We start from the raw sequence: 17,639 nt of genomic DNA, 5'->3' as shown, positions 1-17,639 counted from the left end.
GGACGGGTGGGCTCCCTACTTCTTGAGCTGGGAGGGATGGCGCTCGAAGAAGTCGAAGCGCGGCGGCAGCTCCTGGACGCGGTGGGAGCCCTTGTCGATCTCCATGGCGCTGCACAGCTCCTCGCAGGAGTCGAAGTCGTAGTTCCAGCTGAAGAAGTCGGCGAAGTCGAAGCTCAGGTAGTCGCAGATCTTCTCGCAGCCGGCGGGCACCACCGGGTGCATGAGCAGGGTCGCGATGCGCAGCAGGTAGAACGAGTCCACGAGCACCTGGCGCCGCGCCTCGGCGTCCCCCGACGCCTCGGCCGCCGAGATGCCGTCGGTCCACCACTTGTTGGCGAAGCGGATGAACCCGTCCATGAGCGACATGACCGAGTGCAGCTCGACCCGGTGCATGAGCTCGTCGTAGGCGCGCAGGACGCGCACGGCCTCGGCGTGGGCCTCGGGCGCGGGCGCGCCGAGCGGCATGCAGCCGTCGAAGTTGCGCTGCGCCTCGTAGAAGCAGCTGCGGGCCAGGCGGTTGAACACGTTGGTGAGCAGCGCCCCCTCCTTGAGGACGGGGTCGGCCACCCGCGGGTCGTCGCGCTTGGCCGCGTCCTGCTCGAAGGGCTTGGGCTTGAAGCCGACCGACTTCTGGTCGAGCCCGAGGGCCAGGAAGTGCGCGCGCAGCTGCTCGGGGGTGTAGTGCTCGAGCAGCTGCTCGCCGGTGGGCGGCTTCACCGCGCCCGACGACGACGCCTTCTTGGTGCCGAAGAGCAGGTGGTGGTTGGCCACGAGCGCCGTCTGGCGCAGGGGCGGCTCGCCCTCGTCTCCGGCGAGGATGCCGCCGGGCTCGAGGGCCTCCCACAGGGCCGGCTGGGCCACGCCGTAGAAGTACAGGTTGTCCTGGCCGATGAACTGGTAGACCTGGGCGTCCTCGGAGCACCAGAAGTCGCGCCAGCTGCCCCGGGGCAGCCCGCGGGCGTCGTTGGCGGCGATGGTGAACGAGATGGGCGCCCACAGCGACTCGGGCCAGCACCACACGGTGAGCCCGCCCACACCGTCGAGCTCGGGCGCGCGCACGCCCCACTCGATGTTGCCCGTGATGCGGAAGGGCACGAGCGTCTTGCCGGTGCGGAAGCGGATGCCGGCACGGGCGAGCACGGGGCGCGCCTCGTCGCGCTCGGCGATGGTGGCGAACTCGATCTCGAAGCTCTGCTTGCCGCCCTGGGCCTCGCGGAAGGCGTGGGGCGGCAGCTCGTCGGCGACGGCGCGGTAGTCATCGAGCGCCTCGTTCTTGATGAAGACGATGGGCGGCGCCAGGAACTCGCGCACCGTCTGGGGCACCACGGGGCGCACCTCGGGGTCGGCCTCGAGCTCGGCCACGCGCCCGCGCAGGAAGTCGGCGAAGGCGGGCAGGTCGAAGTACCAGTTCTCGACCGGGCGCATCTCGGGCACGGTGCCGGTGACGGTGGACACCGGCGCGATGAGGTCCTGGGGCTCGTACTGGTGCCCCAGGTCGCACTCGTCGGCGTAGCCGTGCTCGGACTTGCAGCCCTGCACCGGGCAGCGACCCTGCACCTGGCGGCCGTTGATGAACGTGCCGGCCTCGGCGTCGTAGAACTGCAGCGTCGCCTCGCGGCGCAGCCAGCCGTTGGCGTGGAGCCGCTCGACGACCGAGTCGGTCACCATCTGGTGCACGTCGCCGGCGTGCCCCAGGCCCGACCCCTGGTAGATGTCGAGGCTCACCTGGTAGGCGTCGAGAGCCGCCTTCTGGGCGTCGTGGTTGGCGGCCACGTAGTCGGCGATGGAGCCGGAGAAGGCGCCGGCCTCCACGGCCTTGCGGTAGCCCTCGTCGATGGGCGAGCCGAAGCAGTCGGTGCCCGACACGAAGCGGACGTTGTCGGCGCCGATGCGGTCGCGCAGGAAGCGCGCGAAGGCATCGGCGGGCACGAACACGCCGCCGATGTGGCCGAAGTGCAGCGCCTTGTTGCCGTAGGGCATGCCCGCCGTCACCACGGCGCGCGCCGGCCACGCCACGCGGGCGTCAGTTCTCGAATCGGACATCGCGGTCCTGCTCCTTCGCCATCAGGCCGTCGTCGGCGGCCTTCGTCTCCATCCCCATGAGGCCGAGCAGCGCCGAGAGGTCGCTCACCTCGGGCTGCAGGTACATCGTACGGTAGCCCGCACCGATGCCGCCGAGGGCCGCCGCCTTGTCGCAGGCGTCCTCGAGCGTGCCGATCTCGTCGGCCAGGCCGTTGTCCACGGCGTCCATGCCGGTGAAGGTCATGCCGGTGGCCAGCGAGCGCACCTCCTCGACGGGCAGGTCGCGGCCCTCGGCCACGGCCCCGATGAAGGTGGCGTTGATCTGGTCGACCATCGCCTGGTAGTAGGCGCGCTCCTCCTCGGTGAGGGCGCGGGTGCCGTAGCTGGAGTCCTTCGAGTCGGACGAGGTGACGTTGTCGACGGTGATGCCGAGCTTGTCGAGCAGCCCCGACACGTCGGTGATCTGCATGGCTGTGCCGATGGCGCCGATGGCCGTGGTCTTGGCCGTGAAGATGTAGTCGGCCTGCGAGGATATCTCGTAGGCGGCGCTCGCGTTCATCGAGGCGCTCGACACCACGACGGGCTTGGAGAACTCGCGCACGTAGATGCTCATCTCCTCGCCGGCCGTGGCCGTGCCGCCGCCGGAGTTGACGCGCAGCACGACCGCCCGGATGTCCGGGTCGGCCTCGGCGCGGTCGAGCTGGGCCTTGAGCCCCTCGGGGCTGGCCGTGGTGCCGTCGTAGTCGATGGTGCCGTCGATGTTGATGATGCCCACCGTGGGGCCCGACGCCGCGGTGGGGCCCGAAGAGGCGAGGCCGGCCGACCCGAGCGAGGAGCTCATGAGCGAGGTGCACGACGCCATGCCGGCGAAGATGGCCGCGAACAGCAGGACGACCGCCACCAGCGCGACGATCCAGGCGCGGCTGCGCGGCTTGGCCGGCGCGGCGTAGGCGGCCGCGTAGGCGGGCTGGCCGTAGGCGGGCGGCGGGAAGCCGGCCGCGCCGGCGTCCGGGCCGGGCCCGGCGGCGGGCTGCCAGCCGGGGGCCACGTAGGCCCCCGCGGCGGGCGAGGGCTGGGCCCCCGCGTCCGGGGAGGGGGCGCCGCCCTGGGCGCCCCGGTTATCGGGCCACACGTCGCGCGGCCACTGTTCCTGCTGGGTCATGGGGGGCCTCCCGTCGGCCTAGAGCTCCAGGTCGTCCGACTTGCCGTGGGCCCCCTGGGCCTTCTTGGCGGTGCGGATGAGGAACTCCTGGTTGGTGTCGGTCTGCTTGAGCGACTTGATGAGCATGTCCATCGCGCGCTCGGTGTTGTTCATGTTGGACAGGATGCGGCGCACGGCCCAGATGAGCGGCGCCTCCTGCGGGTCGAGCAGCAGCTCCTCCTTGCGGGTGCCCGAGGCCACCGGGTCGATGGCCGGGAAGATGCGGCGGTCGGCCAGGTTGCGGTCGAGCTTGAGCTCCATGTTGCCCGTGCCCTTGAACTCCTCGAAGATGACCTCGTCCATCTTCGAGCCGGTGTCGATGAGCGCCGAGGCGAGGATGGTGAGCGAGCCGCCGCCCTCGATGTTGCGGGCGGCGCCGAGGAAGCGCTTGGGCGGGTAGAGGGCCGTGGAGTCGACGCCGCCGGACAGGATGCGGCCGCTCGCGGGCTGCGCCAGGTTGTAGGCGCGGGCGAGGCGGGTGATCGAGTCGAGCAGGATCACCACGTCGCGGCCCTGCTCCACCAGGCGCTTGGCGCGCTCGATGACCAGCTCGGACACGGCGATGTGGTTCTCGGTGGGCATGTCGAAGGTCGACGAGATGACCTCGCCGCGGATCGACCGCTCCATGTCGGTGACCTCCTCGGGCCGCTCGTCGACGAGCAGGCACATGAGGTGCACGTCGGGGTTGTTGGCGGTGATGGCCGAGGCGATGTCCTTCAGGATGGTGGTCTTGCCGGCCTTCGGCGGCGACACGATGAGGCCGCGCTGGCCCTTGCCGATGGGCGCCACCAGGTCGATGACGCGGGCCGTCGTGGTGGTGCGGCCGTGCTCCATGGACAGGATCTCGTCGGGGTAGACCGGCGTGAGGTCGGCGAACTTCGGCCGCGCGCCCAGCTCGTCGGCCGGGATGCCGTTGACGGACGTCACCTTCTGCAGGGCGGCGAACTTGTCGTTCTCGCGCGCGGGGCGCGTCTGGCCGCTCACCATGTCGCCCTTGCGCAGGCCGTTGCGGCGGATGGTGGCCAGGCCCACGTAGCAGTCGTGCTCGCCGGGCAGGTAGCCGCCCGTGCGCAGGAAGCCGTAGCCGTCGGCCAGGATGTCGAGGACGCCCGTGACCTCCAGGAAGCCCTCGGCCTTGAGGGCGGCGTCGTAGACGGCGTCGACGAGCTCGGCCTTCTTGAGGCCGGCGGCGTCGACGGCCAGCTCGGCCGCCTTGGCACGCAGCTCGGCCACCTTGAGCTCGGCCAGCTCCTCCTTGGTGACGCTCGGCACCACCTCGCGCTGCTGCTGGCGGTGCTGGCGGCGCTGCTGGTGGCGGTTGTCCTGGCGCTGCTGCTGGCCGCCCTGCTTGCCGCCCTGCTGCTTGCTGCCCTTGGCGCGCTGCTGGCCCTGGCCGCCCTTGGGCTGCGCGGGCTGCTGGCCGCCCTTGGCCGGGCGGTCGGCGCCCTTGGGGGCGCGCTCGGCGTCGGATGCGGGCGCCTCGGGCGCGGGGGCCGCGTCCTTGGCGGGGGCGGCGTCGGCCTTGCGGGGGCGGCCCCGGCGCTTGGGAGCGGCCTCGGCGGCGGCCTCGGCCTGGGCGGCCGCCACGCCGGCGGCCTCGGTTCCCGTCTCCACCGAGACGGACTTGCGCGGGCGCCCGCGGCGCTTGGGCGCGTCGCCGGCGGCTTCGGCCTCCGGCGCGGGCGCGGCGGCGTCGGCGTCGGCCTTGCGGGGGCGGCCCCGGCGCTTGGGGGCCGCCTCGGCGGCCTCGGGGGCGGCGCCCGCGTCGGCCTTGGCGCGTGCGCGGCGCTTGGGCTTGTCGGCCTCGGGGGCCGCCGTCAGGTTCTCTTCGGTATCGCTCATGCGCCCTGCACTTTCTCCCAGTCGGCCATGAAGGCGTCGAGCCCGCGATCGGTCAGCGGATGCTGGACCATCTTCTTGAGCACGCCGAACGGCACCGTGGCGATGTCGGCGCCCATGAGGGCGGCCTGGGTCACGTGGTTGGCGCTGCGGATGGACGCGGCGATGATCTCGAGCTTCTCGCCGTTCACGGTGCTGTCGGTGAAGTCGTAGTTGCCGATGGCGGTGACGATGCTCTCGAGCTGGGCCAGGCCGTCGTCGGAGATGTCGTCGAAACGACCGACGAACGGCGAGATGTAGCGCGCGCCGGCGCGGGCGGCCAGGAGCGCCTGGGGCACCGTGAAGCACAGGGTCATGTTCACGGGCACGCCGCGCTGGGCGAGCTCGTGGGTGGCGGCCAGGCCCTCGACCATGGTGGGGACCTTCACCACCACGTTGGGGGCGATGGCCGCGAGCTCGAGGCCGTCGGCGACGATCTCGTCGCGGGTCATGGCCACGGACTCGGCCGAGACCGGGCAGTCGGGCCCGACGATCTCGCAGATGCGGCCGATGTGGGCGTGGAAGTCGTCGAGCTTGCCGCCGATGCGGGCGTACAGCGACGGGTTGGTGGTCACGCCGCCGAGCGCGCCCCAGCTGGCGGCCTCCTCGATCTCGGCGAGGTCGGCGGTGTCCAGAAAGAACTTCAAGGTGTCCTCCTCTGACAGGTGGTTGACTATGGAGCAATGCGCGCGCGGCGCATGACAGCCCTCAGGAGCATGGAAGGAAAAGGAACGTGCGAATGATCCGGCCGACGGCAAGCGCGGCGGGCGCCCGGGGGCGTCGTGCGGCGTTTACGTGGGGAAATAGTTCGACGGGGCCATGGTAGCGCAACCGCGCGGAGGTTTCAAGCGCCAGCGGGCGCGCGTCCGCCGGCCGCCGACGGGCGCGGCCGGAAGCCGCGCGGCCCCCGCCCCGCCTTCCGTCCGCCGCGCCCGCGGCCCTCGCCCGGGACGTCCCGCCGACCCGCGCGGCTACTCCCCCCGAAGCGAGCGGTAGAAGCAGGTGCGCTCGCCGGTGTGGCAGGCGGGGCCGGCCGGGTGGACGAGGGCGAGCAGCGCGTCGGCGTCGCAGTCGTAGCGCAGGTCGACCAGGCGCTGGACGTTGCCGCTGGTGGCGCCCTTGTGCCAGAGCTCGCGGCGGCTGCGGCTCCAGAAGACGGTCTCGCCGCGCTCGAGGGTGAGCGCGATCGACTCGGCGCTCATCCACGCCATCATGAGCACGGCGCCGTCGTCGGCGTCCTGCACGATGCAGGGGATGAGTCCGGCCTCGTTGAAGGTGAGCTCGGCGATGTCCATGGGGTGCCTCTCGAATCGGGGCGGCCGCTACAGCCGCACGGGGATGCCGTAGGAGCGCATCGACTCCTTCACCTGGCGGATGGTGAGCTCGCCGAAGTGGAAGACGCTCGCGGCGAGCACCGCGTCGGCCTCGCCCTCGAGGATGCCCTGGGCGAAGTGCTCGAGCTCGCCGACGCCGCCCGAGGCGATGACGGGGATGTCCACGGCGCGCGCCACCGCGCGGGTGAGCGCGCAGTCGAAGCCGTCGCGGCTGCCGTCGCGGTCCATGGACGTGAGCAGGATCTCCCCCGCCCCGCGCCGCGCCGCCTCCGCCGCCCAGGCCACCGCGTCGATCCCCGTGGCCTTGCGGCCGCCCGCGACGTAGACCTCCCACTTGTTCGGGTTGCCCGCGACCGCCTTGGCGTCGATGGCGCACACGACCGCCTGGGTGCCGAAGGCCGCGGCCGCGGCCGTGAGGAGCGCGGGGTCGGCCACGGCGGCCGAGTTCACCGACACCTTGTCGGCCCCGGCGGCGATCATGCGCCGCATGTCGGCCACGGTGCGGAAGCCGCCGCCCACGCAGTAGGGCAGGTGCAGCTGCTCGCTGGCGCGGCTGGCCAGCCCGACCGTGGTGGCGCGGTCGTCGGAGGTGGCAGTGATGTCGAGGAAGACCACCTCGTCGGCGCGCTGCTCGTCGTAGCGGCAGGCCAGCTCGATGGGGTCGCCCGCGTCGCGCAGGCCGACGAAGTTGACGCCCTTGACGACGCGGCCGTCCTTGACGTCGAGGCAGGGGATGACGCGCTTGGTGAGCATCGGGCAGACCCCCCTAGCCCTCGTCGGCGGCCAGGTCGGCCGCGGTGAGCGGACGCGCCTCGCGCTCGAGGGCGTCGGAGGCGCGCAGGGTACCCGCGCACGCCGCCACGCCGTCGGCCACCGAGAAGGCGCCCTCGTAGACGGCGCGCCCGGCGATGACGCCCTCCACCGCGCCGCCCGCGGCCGCGAGCGCCTCGATGTCGGCGAGCGACGCCACGCCGCCCGACGCGATGACCGGGTGCCCGAAGGCGGCCGCCATGGCCTCGTAGGCGGCCGCGTCGACGCCCGTCTGCATGCCGTCGCGGGCGATGTCGGTGTAGACGAGGTGCTCGTAGCCCATCTCGGCCATGGCGCGCGCCAGGTCGTGGGCCCCCACGCCCGTGCCCTCGCGCCAGCCGGCCACCGCGGCCTCGCCCGCCTTCGCGTCGATGCCGGCGGCCAGGAGCGGCGCGCCCAGGCGCTCGACGGCCGCGCGGGCCAGCTCGGGGTCGCGCACGAGCGCGGTGCCGAGCACCACGCGGGCCACGCCGGCGTCCGCCAGGCGGCAGGCCGTCTCGAGCGAGCGCACGCCGCCGCCCACCTCCACCTTGAGCTTGGTCAGCTTGAGGATGCGCTCGACGACGGCCAGGTTCTCCGGCACGCCCGAGCGGGCGCCGTCCAAGTCGACCACGTGGAGCCACTCGGCGCCGGCCTCCTCGAACAGCTGCGCCTGGAGCGCCGGGTCGTCGTGGTAGACGGTCACCTGGTCGTAGTCGCCCCGGGCCAGGCGCACGGCGCGCCCCCCCAGGATGTCGATGGCGGGAAGCAGGTACATGGCAGGTCCTTCCTGCGCCCTCAGCGGGCGCGCGTCGCCAGGCGGACGAAGCTGCGCAGCAGGCGCGCGCCGGCGTCCGAGCTCTTCTCGGGGTGGAACTGCACGCCGAAGACGGGCCGCCCCGGCACCTGGACGGCGCAGGGGAAGGGCCGGGCGTGCACGGCGCGCGCGATGGTGGCGGGCCCGTCGGGCGCGGCGAAGCTGTGGGTGAAGTAGAAGTACTCCCCGTCGGGGACGTCCGCGAGCAGGGGCGAGGGCGCGCCGTACGCGTGGACGGAGTTCCACCCGACGTGGGGCACCTTGTAGGGGCGGCCCTCCTCGTCGGTGCGCGCGAGCGCGCCCACGGTGCCGGGGATGAGCCCCAGGCCCCGCGGCAGCGGACCGCCCGCGGGGGCGTGCTCCTCCCCCGCCTCGAACATGAGGTGCATCCCCAGGCAGATGCCGAGGAACGGCGCGCCGGCGTCCACCGCGGCGCGCACGGCGTCCACCTGGCCGAGCTCGGCCATGGTGGCGGCCGCGTCGGCGAAGGCGCCTACGCCCGGCAGCACCACGGCCCCGGCACGCGCGATGGCCTCCGCGTCGGAGGTCACCTCCACCGCGGCCCCGGCGGCGGCCAGGCCGCGTTCGACGGACTTGAGGTTGCCCTTGCGGTAGTCGACGACGACCACCTGCGGCTGGCTCTCCATCTCCCCCGCCCCCTAGAGCGCGCCCTTGGTGGTGGGCAGCTCGCCGGCCATGCGCGGGTCGGGCTCGACGGCCTGGCGCAGGGCGCGGCCGACGGCCTTGAAGCAGGCCTCGATCACGTGGTGGGCGTTCTCGCCGGCCAGCTCGCGCACATGCAGGGTGATGCGCGCGTTGGACGCCAGCGCGATGAAGAACTCCTTGGCGAGCTGCGCGTCGAAGTCGCCCACCAGGGCGCACGGCAGGTCCACGTCCCAGTGCAGCTGGCCGCGGCCCGACACGTCCACGGCCGCCAGCACGAGCGCCTCGTCCATGGGCAGCACGCACGACCCGAAGCGGGTGATGCCGCGCTTGTCGCCGAGGGCCTCATCGAGCGCCTGGCCCAGGACGATGCCCGCGTCCTCCACCGTGTGGTGGGCGTCCACGTGCAGGTCGCCCGCGGCGCGCACCGTCAAGTCGAGCAGGCCGTGGCGCCCCAGCGCGTCGAGCATATGGTCGAAGAACCCGACGCCCGTGGCCGCGTCCACACGCCCCATGCCGTCGAGGGCCACCTCCACGGTGACGTCCGTCTCCCTGGTCGCGCGCGCCACGCGCGCCGTCCGATCGCTCATCGCAGATCACACCTTCCCATGACGAAATCGCGCAGCCCGGCCACGAGCGCGTCGTTCTGATCCGGCGTCCCCACGGTGGCCCGCAGGCATCCCTCCAGGCCCGGCGCGTGGCTGAAGTCGCGCACGAGGATGCCCCGCTCGTAGAGGTGGGCCCACGCCTCGTCGGCGGCGTCCATCCGGAAGAGCACGTAGTTGGCGTCGGAGGGGAACGGGGTGACGCCCGGCAGGGTGCGCAGGGCGTCGGTGAGGCGCGCCCGCTCCTCGATGATGGCGGCGATGCCCGGCTCGAAGGAGGCGCGGTTGGCGAAGACCACCCGGGCCACGGCCTGGGACAGCGCGTCGACCGAGTAGGGCTGGCGCACCTTCACGAGCTCGCGGATGACGCCCGGCGAGCCCATCACGTAGCCCACGCGCACGCCGGCCAGCGAGAACGCCTTGGAGAACGTGCGCAGGATGATCAGGTTCTCGTGGGACTCGAGGTAGGGGCGCATGGTGCGGCGCGAGAACTCGAAGTAGGCCTCGTCCACCATGACGAGGGCGTCGGTGGCCTCGAGCAGCCGCACGACGAAGTCCTCGGGCGCGCGCTCGCCGGTGGGGTTGTTGGGGCTCGTGACGATGGCGAAGTCGATGTCGCCGGCGGCCACGCGCGCGAGCACCGCCTCCTCGTCGATGGAGAAGTCGGCGCGGCGCGGCACCTCGGCCACGGCCGTGTTGGTGAGCCGCGCGTTGGCCTCGTAGACCGAGAACGTGGGCGGCAGGTTCAGAAACGTGCGGCCGGGCCCGCCCCAGGCGAGCGCCAGGTCGAAGAGGAGCTCGTCGCCGCCGTTGCCCACGAGCACCTGGTCGCGGTCGAGCCCGTTGGCCTCGGCGATGAGGTCGCGCAGGTCGTTGGCGAGCGGGTCGGGGTAGCGGTTGAGGGCCGTCTTGCGGATCTCGCGGACGATCTCGGCGCGCAGGGCGGCGTCCACGTCGGTCGGGTTCTCGTTGGCCGACAGGAACGCCTCGGCCGGCAGGTACTTGGGGTCGTAGGGCTCGAGGCCGGCCAGCTGCGGCGCGGCGGCGCGCACCCCGCTCATCGGAGCTCCCCCGCCTTCGGCACGCCGTCCATCCCCGCCTCGTCCAGGAGCTCCAGGCGCTGGGCGACGGACTCGGCGTGGGCCCACAGCCCCTCGTGGCGCGCGATGGACACGATGGCGCGGGCATCGCGGGCGAGCGCGCGCGGCGTGTACTGGATGATGGACGACTTCTTCACGAACTCGTCGACGGACAGAGGCGACGCGTAGCGGGCGGTCCCGCCGGTGGGCAGCGTGTGGTTGGGGCCGGCCACGTAGTCGCCGACGGCCTCGGGCGTCCACTCGCCCAGGAAGATGGCGCCGGCGTTGCGGATGGACCCCACCAGGTCCATGGCGCCGGCCAGGTGCAGCTCCAGGTGCTCCGGGGCGATGACGTTGACGGCGTCGACGGCCTGGCCGAGCGTCTGGCAGATGACGATGAGGCCCTGGTCGCGCAGGGACGCCGTCGTGATGTCGGCGCGGGTCGAGGCGGCCATGTGGCGCCCGATGGCGGCCTCCACCTCGTCGGCGTAGGCCTCGGAGAACGTGACCAGGTAGCAGGCGGCCAGCGGGTCGTGCTCGGCCTGGGCCATGAGGTCGATGGCCACGAGCGCCGGGTCGGCCGTCTCGTCGGCCACGACGCACACCTCCGACGGGCCGGCGATCATGTCGATGCCCACATCACCCGACACGATCTTCTTGGCAGCCGCCACGAAGGCGTTGCCCGGGCCGGTGACCTTGTCGACCGGCGCGATGGTCTCGGTGCCGTAGGCGAGCGCCGCCACCGCCTGGGCGCCGCCCACGGTGTAGACCTCGGTGACGCCGGCGATCTTGCAGGCGGCCAGCATCGCGGCGTCGAGCGTGCCGTCGGCGGCCGGGGGCGTGACGCAGACGATGCGCTCGACGCCGGCCACCTGGGCCGGCAGGGCGTTCATCAGCAGCGACGAGGGGTAGAGGGCCCGCCCGCCCGGCGCGTAGACGCCCACGGACTCGAGCGGGGTCACCTTCGCGCCGACGATGGCGCCGTCCTCGCGGGCGAAGAACCAGCTCTGCTGCACCTGGCGCTCGTGGAACTCGCGGATCTGCGCGGCGGCCTGGCGCAGGGCGGCCAGCACCTCCGGGTCGACCCGCTGCTCCGCCTCGTCGATGGCGGACTGGGGCACGCGGAAGTCGGTCACCTCCACGCCGTCGAAGCGCGCGGTCAGCTCGCGCAGGGCCGCGTCGCCGCGCTGGCGCACGTCCTCGACGATGGCCGTGGCGGCCTCGAGGGCCTGGGCGTTGAAGGCGCCGGTGCGGTTGAGGTCGGCGCGGGTGAGGGCCTCTTCACTGCTTAGGATGACGCGACGCATGGGGTTCTCTCCTTCGTTGGGGTGTCGGCGGGCGGGGTGTGCGGGCGCGCGGTGGGCGCGGGCCCGGACGGGGCGGGAGCAGGGCTCCGGGTACCTCAGCTGGCGGGGCCGCCAGGCTGGGACGAGCCGGGTATGGGGGCGTAGTCGGCGGTGGCGGCGTGGTCGGCGAGCGCCTGGGCCAGCGCCGTGATGCGGTCGTCGGTGCGGAAGGCGCAGGGGTTGGCGAAAAAGCGCGCCGTGGACCCGAGCACCTCCTCCACCACCTCCAGGCTGTTCTCGCGCAGGGTGGTGCCGGTGGCCGTGATATCGACGATGCGCTCGGCCAGGCCCGTGAGCGGCGCCAGCTCGATGTTGCCGTGGAGGTAGACGATCTCCACCTGGACGCCGGTGCGCGCGTAGTGGGCGCGGGTGATGCGCGGGTACTTGGTGGCCACGCGGATGGACCCGAGGCGCCGGTAGCGCTCGGCCACCGCCTCGGCCGCGCCGACGGGCTCGGCCACGACGAAGCGGCACGCGCCGAACCGGAGGTCGGCCAGCTCCACCACGTCGGGGGCCGCCTCCAGAAGCGAGTCCTTCCCGCAGATGCCGCAGTCCGCCGCGCCCAGGGCCACGAAGGCCGGCGCGTCGGAGGGCCGCACGATGATGTAGTCGACGCCGGGGTTGGACACCACGAGCGCGCGGCCCGGGTCGGCCAGGCCCGTCACATCGAGGCCCGCGGCGGCGAGCGCGTCGATGGCGTCGGCGTTGAGCGCCCCCTTGGGCACGGCGACGCGCAGCGGGCGCGCGGCGGGCGCGTCGCCGTCGGCGGCGGCCGCCATGGCCTGCTCCAGGTAGAAGGCGAAGCCGGCGGCGGGGCGGTCGGCCCCGAAGGCGGCGGCCAGGCGGTCGTAGCGGCCGCCCGAGCCGAGCGGGGTGCCCAGGCGCGGCGAGTAGGCGGCGAACACGATGCCGGTGTAGTAGTCGAACGAGCTCATGGCCGAGAAGTCCACGAGCACGCGACGCGCGCCGTCACCGGCGGCGGCGAGCAGCTCGTAGGTGCGCTCGAAGTCGTCGAGGCCCCCGGCGCAGCCGAGCGGCGCGGTGAGGGCACGCGCCGCCTCGATGGCGTCGCGGCCGCCGCGGATGCGCGGCAGCGCTCGGATGGCCGCGGCGTAGGCCGGCGCCGTGCCCGCGGCCAGGCCGGCCAGCGCCGGGTCGGCCACGTCGGTCAGCCGGTCGAGCTCCACGAAGTTGGAGGCGTGGTACGCGTCGAGCACGGCCGCCTTCCACGCCTCGGGCGCGCCCGAGCGGTCGAGCAGGGCCCGCAGCGGCGCCACCGTGGCCACGGCCAGCGAGAACTCCTCGACGCCGGCGGTGGCGAGCGCCTCGGAGAACAAGCCGATGATCTCGGCGTCGGCCGCCGGCCCCTCCTCCCCCAGGCACTCGACGCCCATCTGGGTGAGCTCGCGCGCTCCCTCGCGGGCGTCGGAGTCGGCCTCGCGGAAGACGCGCTGGGTGTAGCGCAGGCGCAGCGGCCCCGGCTCGGCAGCCAGGCGCGTGGCGCCCATGCGGGCCACCTGGAGGGTGACGTCGGGGCGCATGGCCAGGAGGTCGCCGCGGGAGTCGAAGAACTTGAAGGGCGTGGCGGGGACGCGGCCGCCCGCTTCGAGCACGCCCATGACCTCCAGGGTCGGCGTCTCGACGGGCACGTAGCCGCGCGACGCGAAGAGGTCCTGCACCGCGCGGGTGATGGCCTCGCGCGCCGCGGCCTCCTCCGCGAGCACGTCGCGGAATCCAGATGGGGTGACGATGCTCAAGGGCCTTCCTCTCCTCGTGTCGTAGCCGTCCCATGGTACCCGTCCGCGGGCGCCCCGTCGCGCCCAATCGGCCGAATGCCCGCAAATAACGCCGACGACGCCCGCGCACATGTGGCCGCCGTCTTCGCTTCGCATACTTTAGCACAGTAGAGTAATAAAGCAATGAAAAGTCCGTTGTTGGACAAAAATCGGCGATCTCGCATCGCGAATCTGCGAGATCGCGCCTTTTCGTCCAAAATCGGGACGAAAACCGGCGATCTCGCCGTTCTGTCGCGTTTCGGGATGCGAGATCGCCGGTTTTTGTCCACCCGAAAGTGAAATCGCGCCTTTTTGTCCACGGACGAGCCCCCCCACGCGCACGGCGACTCCGGCGCGAACGAGGGCGCCGGGCGCAGTCGCCGCGAAGCCCTCCGACGCGCCGCGGGAGGCGGGCACGGCGCCGATGCCCGCGTCAGGGGCGAGACGCCGCGAAGCCGGCCGGAGCGACGTGGGGGGACGGGAACCGGAACGCCACGAAGCCGGGCGGCGCAACGCGCGGCAGGAGGCGGGGAGCGGGCGCTAGGCCTCCTCGATGACGAGGGCGCGCAGGATGCCGGCGGTTTCGTAGGCGCGTTTGCCGGCGCCCATGCCCACGCGGCGGACGGTGAAGCGCTCGGGCAGGCGCGTGCGCGTGCGCGCTGCGGCCGCGATGGCGGCGCCGGTGGGGGTGACGAGCTCGCCCTCGACGGCGGCCAGGCGCAGCGGCAGGCGCGCGGCCCGCGCGATGTTCACGACGGCCGGCGCCGGCACGGGGATGATCCCGTGCTGGCAGCGGATGGTGCCGCGGCCCTCGACGAGCTCCTCCACGACGACGTCCTCGATCCCCTGCGACGCCAAATCGTCGAGGGCGACGGCCGCGGCCACGATGTCGACGATGGAGTCGACGGCGCCCACCTCGTGGAAGTGGACCTCGGCGACGGGCACGCCATGGGCCTCGGCCTCGGCCTCGGCGATGATCCCGAAGATGCGCAGGGCGCGCTCACGGGCGCCGTCGGTGAGGCTCGCCGCCTCCAGGATGGCCGCGATCTCGGCCATGCCCCGGCGCTCGTGGGGGTGCGCGTGGGGGTGCGCGTCATGCGCGTGGGCGTCGGACGCGCCGGAGACGGGGTCGGCGTGCGGACGCGAATGGGGATGCGCGTGGCCGTCAGGGGCGGAATCGGCAGGGGTGTGCCCGTGGGGATGCGAGGCGCCCGCGGGGGCGTCGGCGCGGGAATGGTCGTGGCCGTGGAGGTAGGCGAGGTCGTGGTCGTGGTTGTCGTGGGCGGCGTCGAGGACGACGTCGAAGTCGCACACGTCGAGGCCCGACTTCGCGACGCGGCCGATACGCAGCTCGAAGCCCTCGACGGGAAGGCTCGCGCAGGCCGCGCGCACGGCCTGCTCGCTGGCGCCCGCGTCGATGAGCGCCGCCACCGCCATGTCCCCGCTGATGCCCGACGCGCACTCCAGGTACAGCATCTCGCCCATTCCGCACGCTTCCCTTCCGCCCGCTCCCGGGCTAATCTCAAAACAAATGTTTCACGTAAAACATTCCCCGTCATCCACCGCTTCTCCATACGAATGTTTCACGTGAAACATTTTCGCACGCTCGACTAGGGCCTCGCCGCCGCCCGCACGGCGCGCGGTGCGGCACGCGAACGTCAGCGCGACGCATATGCTCGCTGCTGCGCGGCCCGCGGCACGGCACGCTGGTACCGGGCGCGGCCTGCCGCGCCGCGCCCGGCCTGCCGCCTCATCGCAGGTGGTTGATGAGGCTCGCCTGGTAGGCAGCGCCGAAGCCGTTGTCGATGTTGACCACCGACACGCCGCTCGCGCAGGAGTTGAGCATGGCCAGAAGCGCCGTCACGCCGCCGAACGAGACGCCGTAGCCGACGCTCGTGGGCACGGCGATGACCGGGCACGACACCAGACCGCCCACCACCGAGGCGAGCGCGCCCTCCATGCCCGCCACGGCCACGACCACGCGGGCCCGGGCGAGCACGTCGCCGTGGGCGAGCAGCCGGTGGATGCCGGCGACGCCCACGTCGTAGAGGCGCGTGACGCGGTTGCCGAGGAACTCCGCGGTGAGCGCCGCCTCCTCGGCGACGGGCAGGTCGCTCGTGCCGGCGGCCGCGATGACCACCTCGCCCGCGCCGTCGGGCGCGGGCATGCCGCCCACGACGCCCAGCCGCGCCTCGGGGAAGTAGCGCCACGCCCCCGCGCCCGGCGCCGCCACGCTCACGCCTGCGCCGCCCACGCCAGCCGCAGCCCCGCCGCCCGCGGCTGGCGCCGCCGCGCCCGCGCCAGCGTCGGGCGCTGTGCCCGCGCGCTCGCCGCCCGCGACATCCGCCCCCGCGCCCGCACCCATGGCGCGCGCCTCCGCGAGCAACGCGCCGGCGAAGACGTCCGCATCGCTCGTCCCCACGCAGCCCGCGGCCAGGGCGTCCGCCACGGCGGCGGCCTTCTCGGCGTCCAGGCGCGTGACGAGCACCCGGGGCTGGCCGGACACGCGCAGCGCCTGGCAGATGCCCGCCACCTGGGCGGCCGTCTTGCCCTCGCCGTAGACCACCTCGGCCACGCCCTGGCGCACGCCGCGGTGGGTGTCCACCTTCGCGTAGCCCAAATCGGCGAAGGGCGCCGTCTTGCAGCGGGCCAGCGCCTCCTCGACGGGGGTCTCCCCCGCCGCCATGGCCTCCAGGAGCCGTCTCAGCTCGGCCTCGTCCACCGGCACTCCTCTCCTCGGTCATCCGCCTCGCGCCCTGCGCGCGACACGGCCCCACATTACATCACTTGAAGCAGGATCCAAGTCAAGAAAAAGCCGACTCATATCCATTTCGGCGAGTTTTCCGAGCCTCCAAGCGCGAAAAAGCGCCCTTACGCCCCCTTCGCCGGCCAGCATTTTAAGCCGACCTGGGAAAACGCCGGGGCATCCGGAAGCTTGAAGGCGAAGATACGCCCGCAAGCCTCGGGAAACTCGCCGAAATGGATATGAAACGCCCTCCAGCGTGCAACGCGCGTCCGCACCCGCGCCCATCACGCATCCGCACCCGCCCATCGCCCGGCCGCGCCCGCTGCCCGATCGCGCGCCCACGGCCGCGGCCAAGCGCGCCGCAACGCAAGCCGCCCCGCGGGCCGAGGGGCCCGCGGGGCGGCGGTCGCTCATGGCGAAGCAGCGCTACTTCAGGATGTCGCGCTCGTGCTCCATGACGTCCTCATAGTGGTCGATCTTGTAGTCGAGGCGCGAGAGCGCGTCCTCGAGCTCGACGATGCGGCGCCGGATGTCCTCGCGCTGGTTCTGCAGGATGGCCTTGCGGCGCTCCATGGTCTCGTCGCCGCGGTAGAACAGGTCCATGTACTCGGTGAGGGCCTCGATGGACATGCCCGCGTCGCGCATGCATTTGACGAACTCGACCGTCTTGCAGTTCGCCTCGTTGTAGTCGCGAATGCCGCTGGCATTGCGCGGTATTCCCTGGAGGATGCCGATGCGCTCGTAATAGCGAAGCGTGTCGGCGGAGATCCCGTAGCGTTTGCTTACTTCAGCGATCTTCATAGTGCGCAGTGCTCCTTGTAGTGCAAGTGAAACCGGCCCCGAGGGGCATCCCTATTACACCACATAGAGTTAACTTCATGTCAAGTTTGACAGTCTAAATTCCTCGGGAAAGGCCCGCGTATGGCCCGGTTCCCGCGGTGCGTGCGGCCCGAGGGGCCCGTGCGCGGCGCCGGCGGGCCGCACGGACCTAGGCCATGGACGCCTGGACGGCCGACCACATCGAGAACGACAGGAGCACCACGCCGGCCAGCACGACGGACACGACCACCTTCACCGCCACGTGCCAGTCCGACCGCCACATGAGCACGAGGCCCACCGGCCAGAAGACCACCAGCAGAAAGATGATCCAGAAGTTGTCCTCGTACCAGCGCTTGGCCCCCGGGCCCTTGACGATGGTGTTCGCCTTCTCGTGGGTGCGCTGGCCCTTGTGGGTCCAGTCGCCGGCGCGACGGCCGCCGGAATCGCTTGCCATGGTTGAGACCCCCTCTGCGTGAAGAAGCGCCCTCGGCGCGGTCTTTCGGCCCATGCTATCACCGAAAGGCTCATCGATGCCGAGGGCGCGCTTCCGTGGCCCAACCGTTAC

16 protein-coding genes are annotated in these 17,639 nt (G+C 72.6%); all 16 read right to left on the bottom strand.

Going from position 1 to position 17,639, the window contains the following annotated elements; all coding sequences use genetic code 11:
• Nucleotides 1-15: 15 nt before the first annotated feature.
• Complete coding sequence (locus tag LPT13_RS05055; RefSeq protein WP_242164156.1) at nt 16-2,043, bottom strand: class I tRNA ligase family protein; 2,028 nt, start codon at nt 2,041-2,043, stop codon at nt 16-18.
• Entirely contained in the window at nt 2,024-3,184 is a 1,161-nt protein-coding gene (sppA, locus tag LPT13_RS05050) for a signal peptide peptidase SppA (RefSeq protein WP_277926828.1), read from the bottom strand. The genes LPT13_RS05055 and sppA overlap by 20 nt, the downstream gene beginning before the upstream one ends.
• Before the next feature lie 18 nt (nt 3,185-3,202).
• The gene (gene rho / locus LPT13_RS05045; protein ID WP_242164155.1) at nt 3,203-5,065 is read right to left on the bottom strand and encodes a transcription termination factor Rho; all 1,863 of its coding nucleotides are present in this window, start codon (nt 5,063-5,065) and stop codon (nt 3,203-3,205) included.
• Entirely contained in the window at nt 5,062-5,748 is a 687-nt protein-coding gene (locus tag LPT13_RS05040; RefSeq protein WP_242164152.1) for a transaldolase family protein, read from the bottom strand. Before LPT13_RS05040 ends, rho begins: the two co-directional genes overlap by 4 nt.
• A gap of 324 nt (nt 5,749-6,072) precedes the next feature.
• Nucleotides 6,073-6,396, bottom strand: a complete 324-nt coding sequence (hisI, locus tag LPT13_RS05035) for a phosphoribosyl-AMP cyclohydrolase (protein WP_242164150.1) — start codon at nt 6,394-6,396, stop codon at nt 6,073-6,075.
• Nucleotides 6,397-6,423: 27 nt separating this feature from the next.
• Nucleotides 6,424-7,188 carry an imidazole glycerol phosphate synthase subunit HisF gene (hisF, locus tag LPT13_RS05030; RefSeq protein WP_242164148.1) on the bottom strand — a complete coding sequence of 255 codons (765 nt, stop codon included), beginning with the start codon at nt 7,186-7,188 and terminating at the stop codon, nt 6,424-6,426.
• Nucleotides 7,189-7,201: 13 nt separating this feature from the next.
• Nucleotides 7,202-8,002 carry a 1-(5-phosphoribosyl)-5-[(5-phosphoribosylamino)methylideneamino]imidazole-4-carboxamide isomerase gene (gene hisA / locus LPT13_RS05025; RefSeq protein WP_242164146.1) on the bottom strand — a complete coding sequence of 267 codons (801 nt, stop codon included), beginning with the start codon at nt 8,000-8,002 and terminating at the stop codon, nt 7,202-7,204.
• 20 nt (nt 8,003-8,022) lie between these two features.
• Entirely contained in the window at nt 8,023-8,688 is a 666-nt protein-coding gene (gene hisH / locus LPT13_RS05020; protein WP_242164144.1) for an imidazole glycerol phosphate synthase subunit HisH, read from the bottom strand.
• A 12-nt stretch (nt 8,689-8,700) separates the two neighbouring features.
• The gene (gene hisB / locus LPT13_RS05015) at nt 8,701-9,294 is read right to left on the bottom strand and encodes an imidazoleglycerol-phosphate dehydratase HisB (RefSeq protein WP_242164142.1); all 594 of its coding nucleotides are present in this window, start codon (nt 9,292-9,294) and stop codon (nt 8,701-8,703) included.
• Nucleotides 9,291-10,370 (bottom strand): histidinol-phosphate transaminase, encoded by a 1,080-nt coding sequence (gene hisC, locus LPT13_RS05010; RefSeq protein ID WP_242164140.1) that lies wholly within the window; start codon nt 10,368-10,370, stop codon nt 9,291-9,293. The genes hisB and hisC overlap by 4 nt, the downstream gene beginning before the upstream one ends.
• Complete coding sequence (gene hisD, locus LPT13_RS05005; protein WP_242164138.1) at nt 10,367-11,695, bottom strand: histidinol dehydrogenase; 1,329 nt, start codon at nt 11,693-11,695, stop codon at nt 10,367-10,369. Before hisD ends, hisC begins: the two co-directional genes overlap by 4 nt.
• A 95-nt stretch (nt 11,696-11,790) precedes the next feature.
• Nucleotides 11,791-13,491 carry an ATP phosphoribosyltransferase gene (gene hisG, locus LPT13_RS05000; protein ID WP_242164136.1) on the bottom strand — a complete coding sequence of 567 codons (1,701 nt, stop codon included), beginning with the start codon at nt 13,489-13,491 and terminating at the stop codon, nt 11,791-11,793.
• A 558-nt stretch (nt 13,492-14,049) separates the two neighbouring features.
• Nucleotides 14,050-14,994 (bottom strand): nickel pincer cofactor biosynthesis protein LarC, encoded by a 945-nt coding sequence (gene larC, locus LPT13_RS04995; RefSeq protein ID WP_242164134.1) that lies wholly within the window; start codon nt 14,992-14,994, stop codon nt 14,050-14,052.
• A gap of 265 nt (nt 14,995-15,259) precedes the next feature.
• On the bottom strand, nt 15,260-16,237 hold the full coding sequence (larB, locus tag LPT13_RS04990; RefSeq protein WP_242164132.1) for a nickel pincer cofactor biosynthesis protein LarB: 978 nt from the start codon (nt 16,235-16,237) through the stop codon (nt 15,260-15,262).
• A 444-nt stretch (nt 16,238-16,681) separates the two neighbouring features.
• On the bottom strand, nt 16,682-17,056 hold the full coding sequence (locus LPT13_RS04985) for a MerR family transcriptional regulator (RefSeq protein WP_242164130.1): 375 nt from the start codon (nt 17,054-17,056) through the stop codon (nt 16,682-16,684).
• A gap of 187 nt (nt 17,057-17,243) precedes the next feature.
• The gene (locus tag LPT13_RS04980; RefSeq protein WP_242164128.1) at nt 17,244-17,528 is read right to left on the bottom strand and encodes a holotricin-3; all 285 of its coding nucleotides are present in this window, start codon (nt 17,526-17,528) and stop codon (nt 17,244-17,246) included.
• Nucleotides 17,529-17,639 lie beyond the last annotated feature (111 nt).

Source organism: Adlercreutzia faecimuris (genome assembly GCF_022669055.1).
In the GTDB taxonomy this organism is placed as follows: Bacteria; Actinomycetota; Coriobacteriia; order Coriobacteriales; family Eggerthellaceae; genus Enterorhabdus; species Enterorhabdus faecimuris.
The sequence above is the reverse complement of the archived record's forward strand: the minus strand, read 5'-3'. Positions and strand labels throughout refer to the sequence as shown.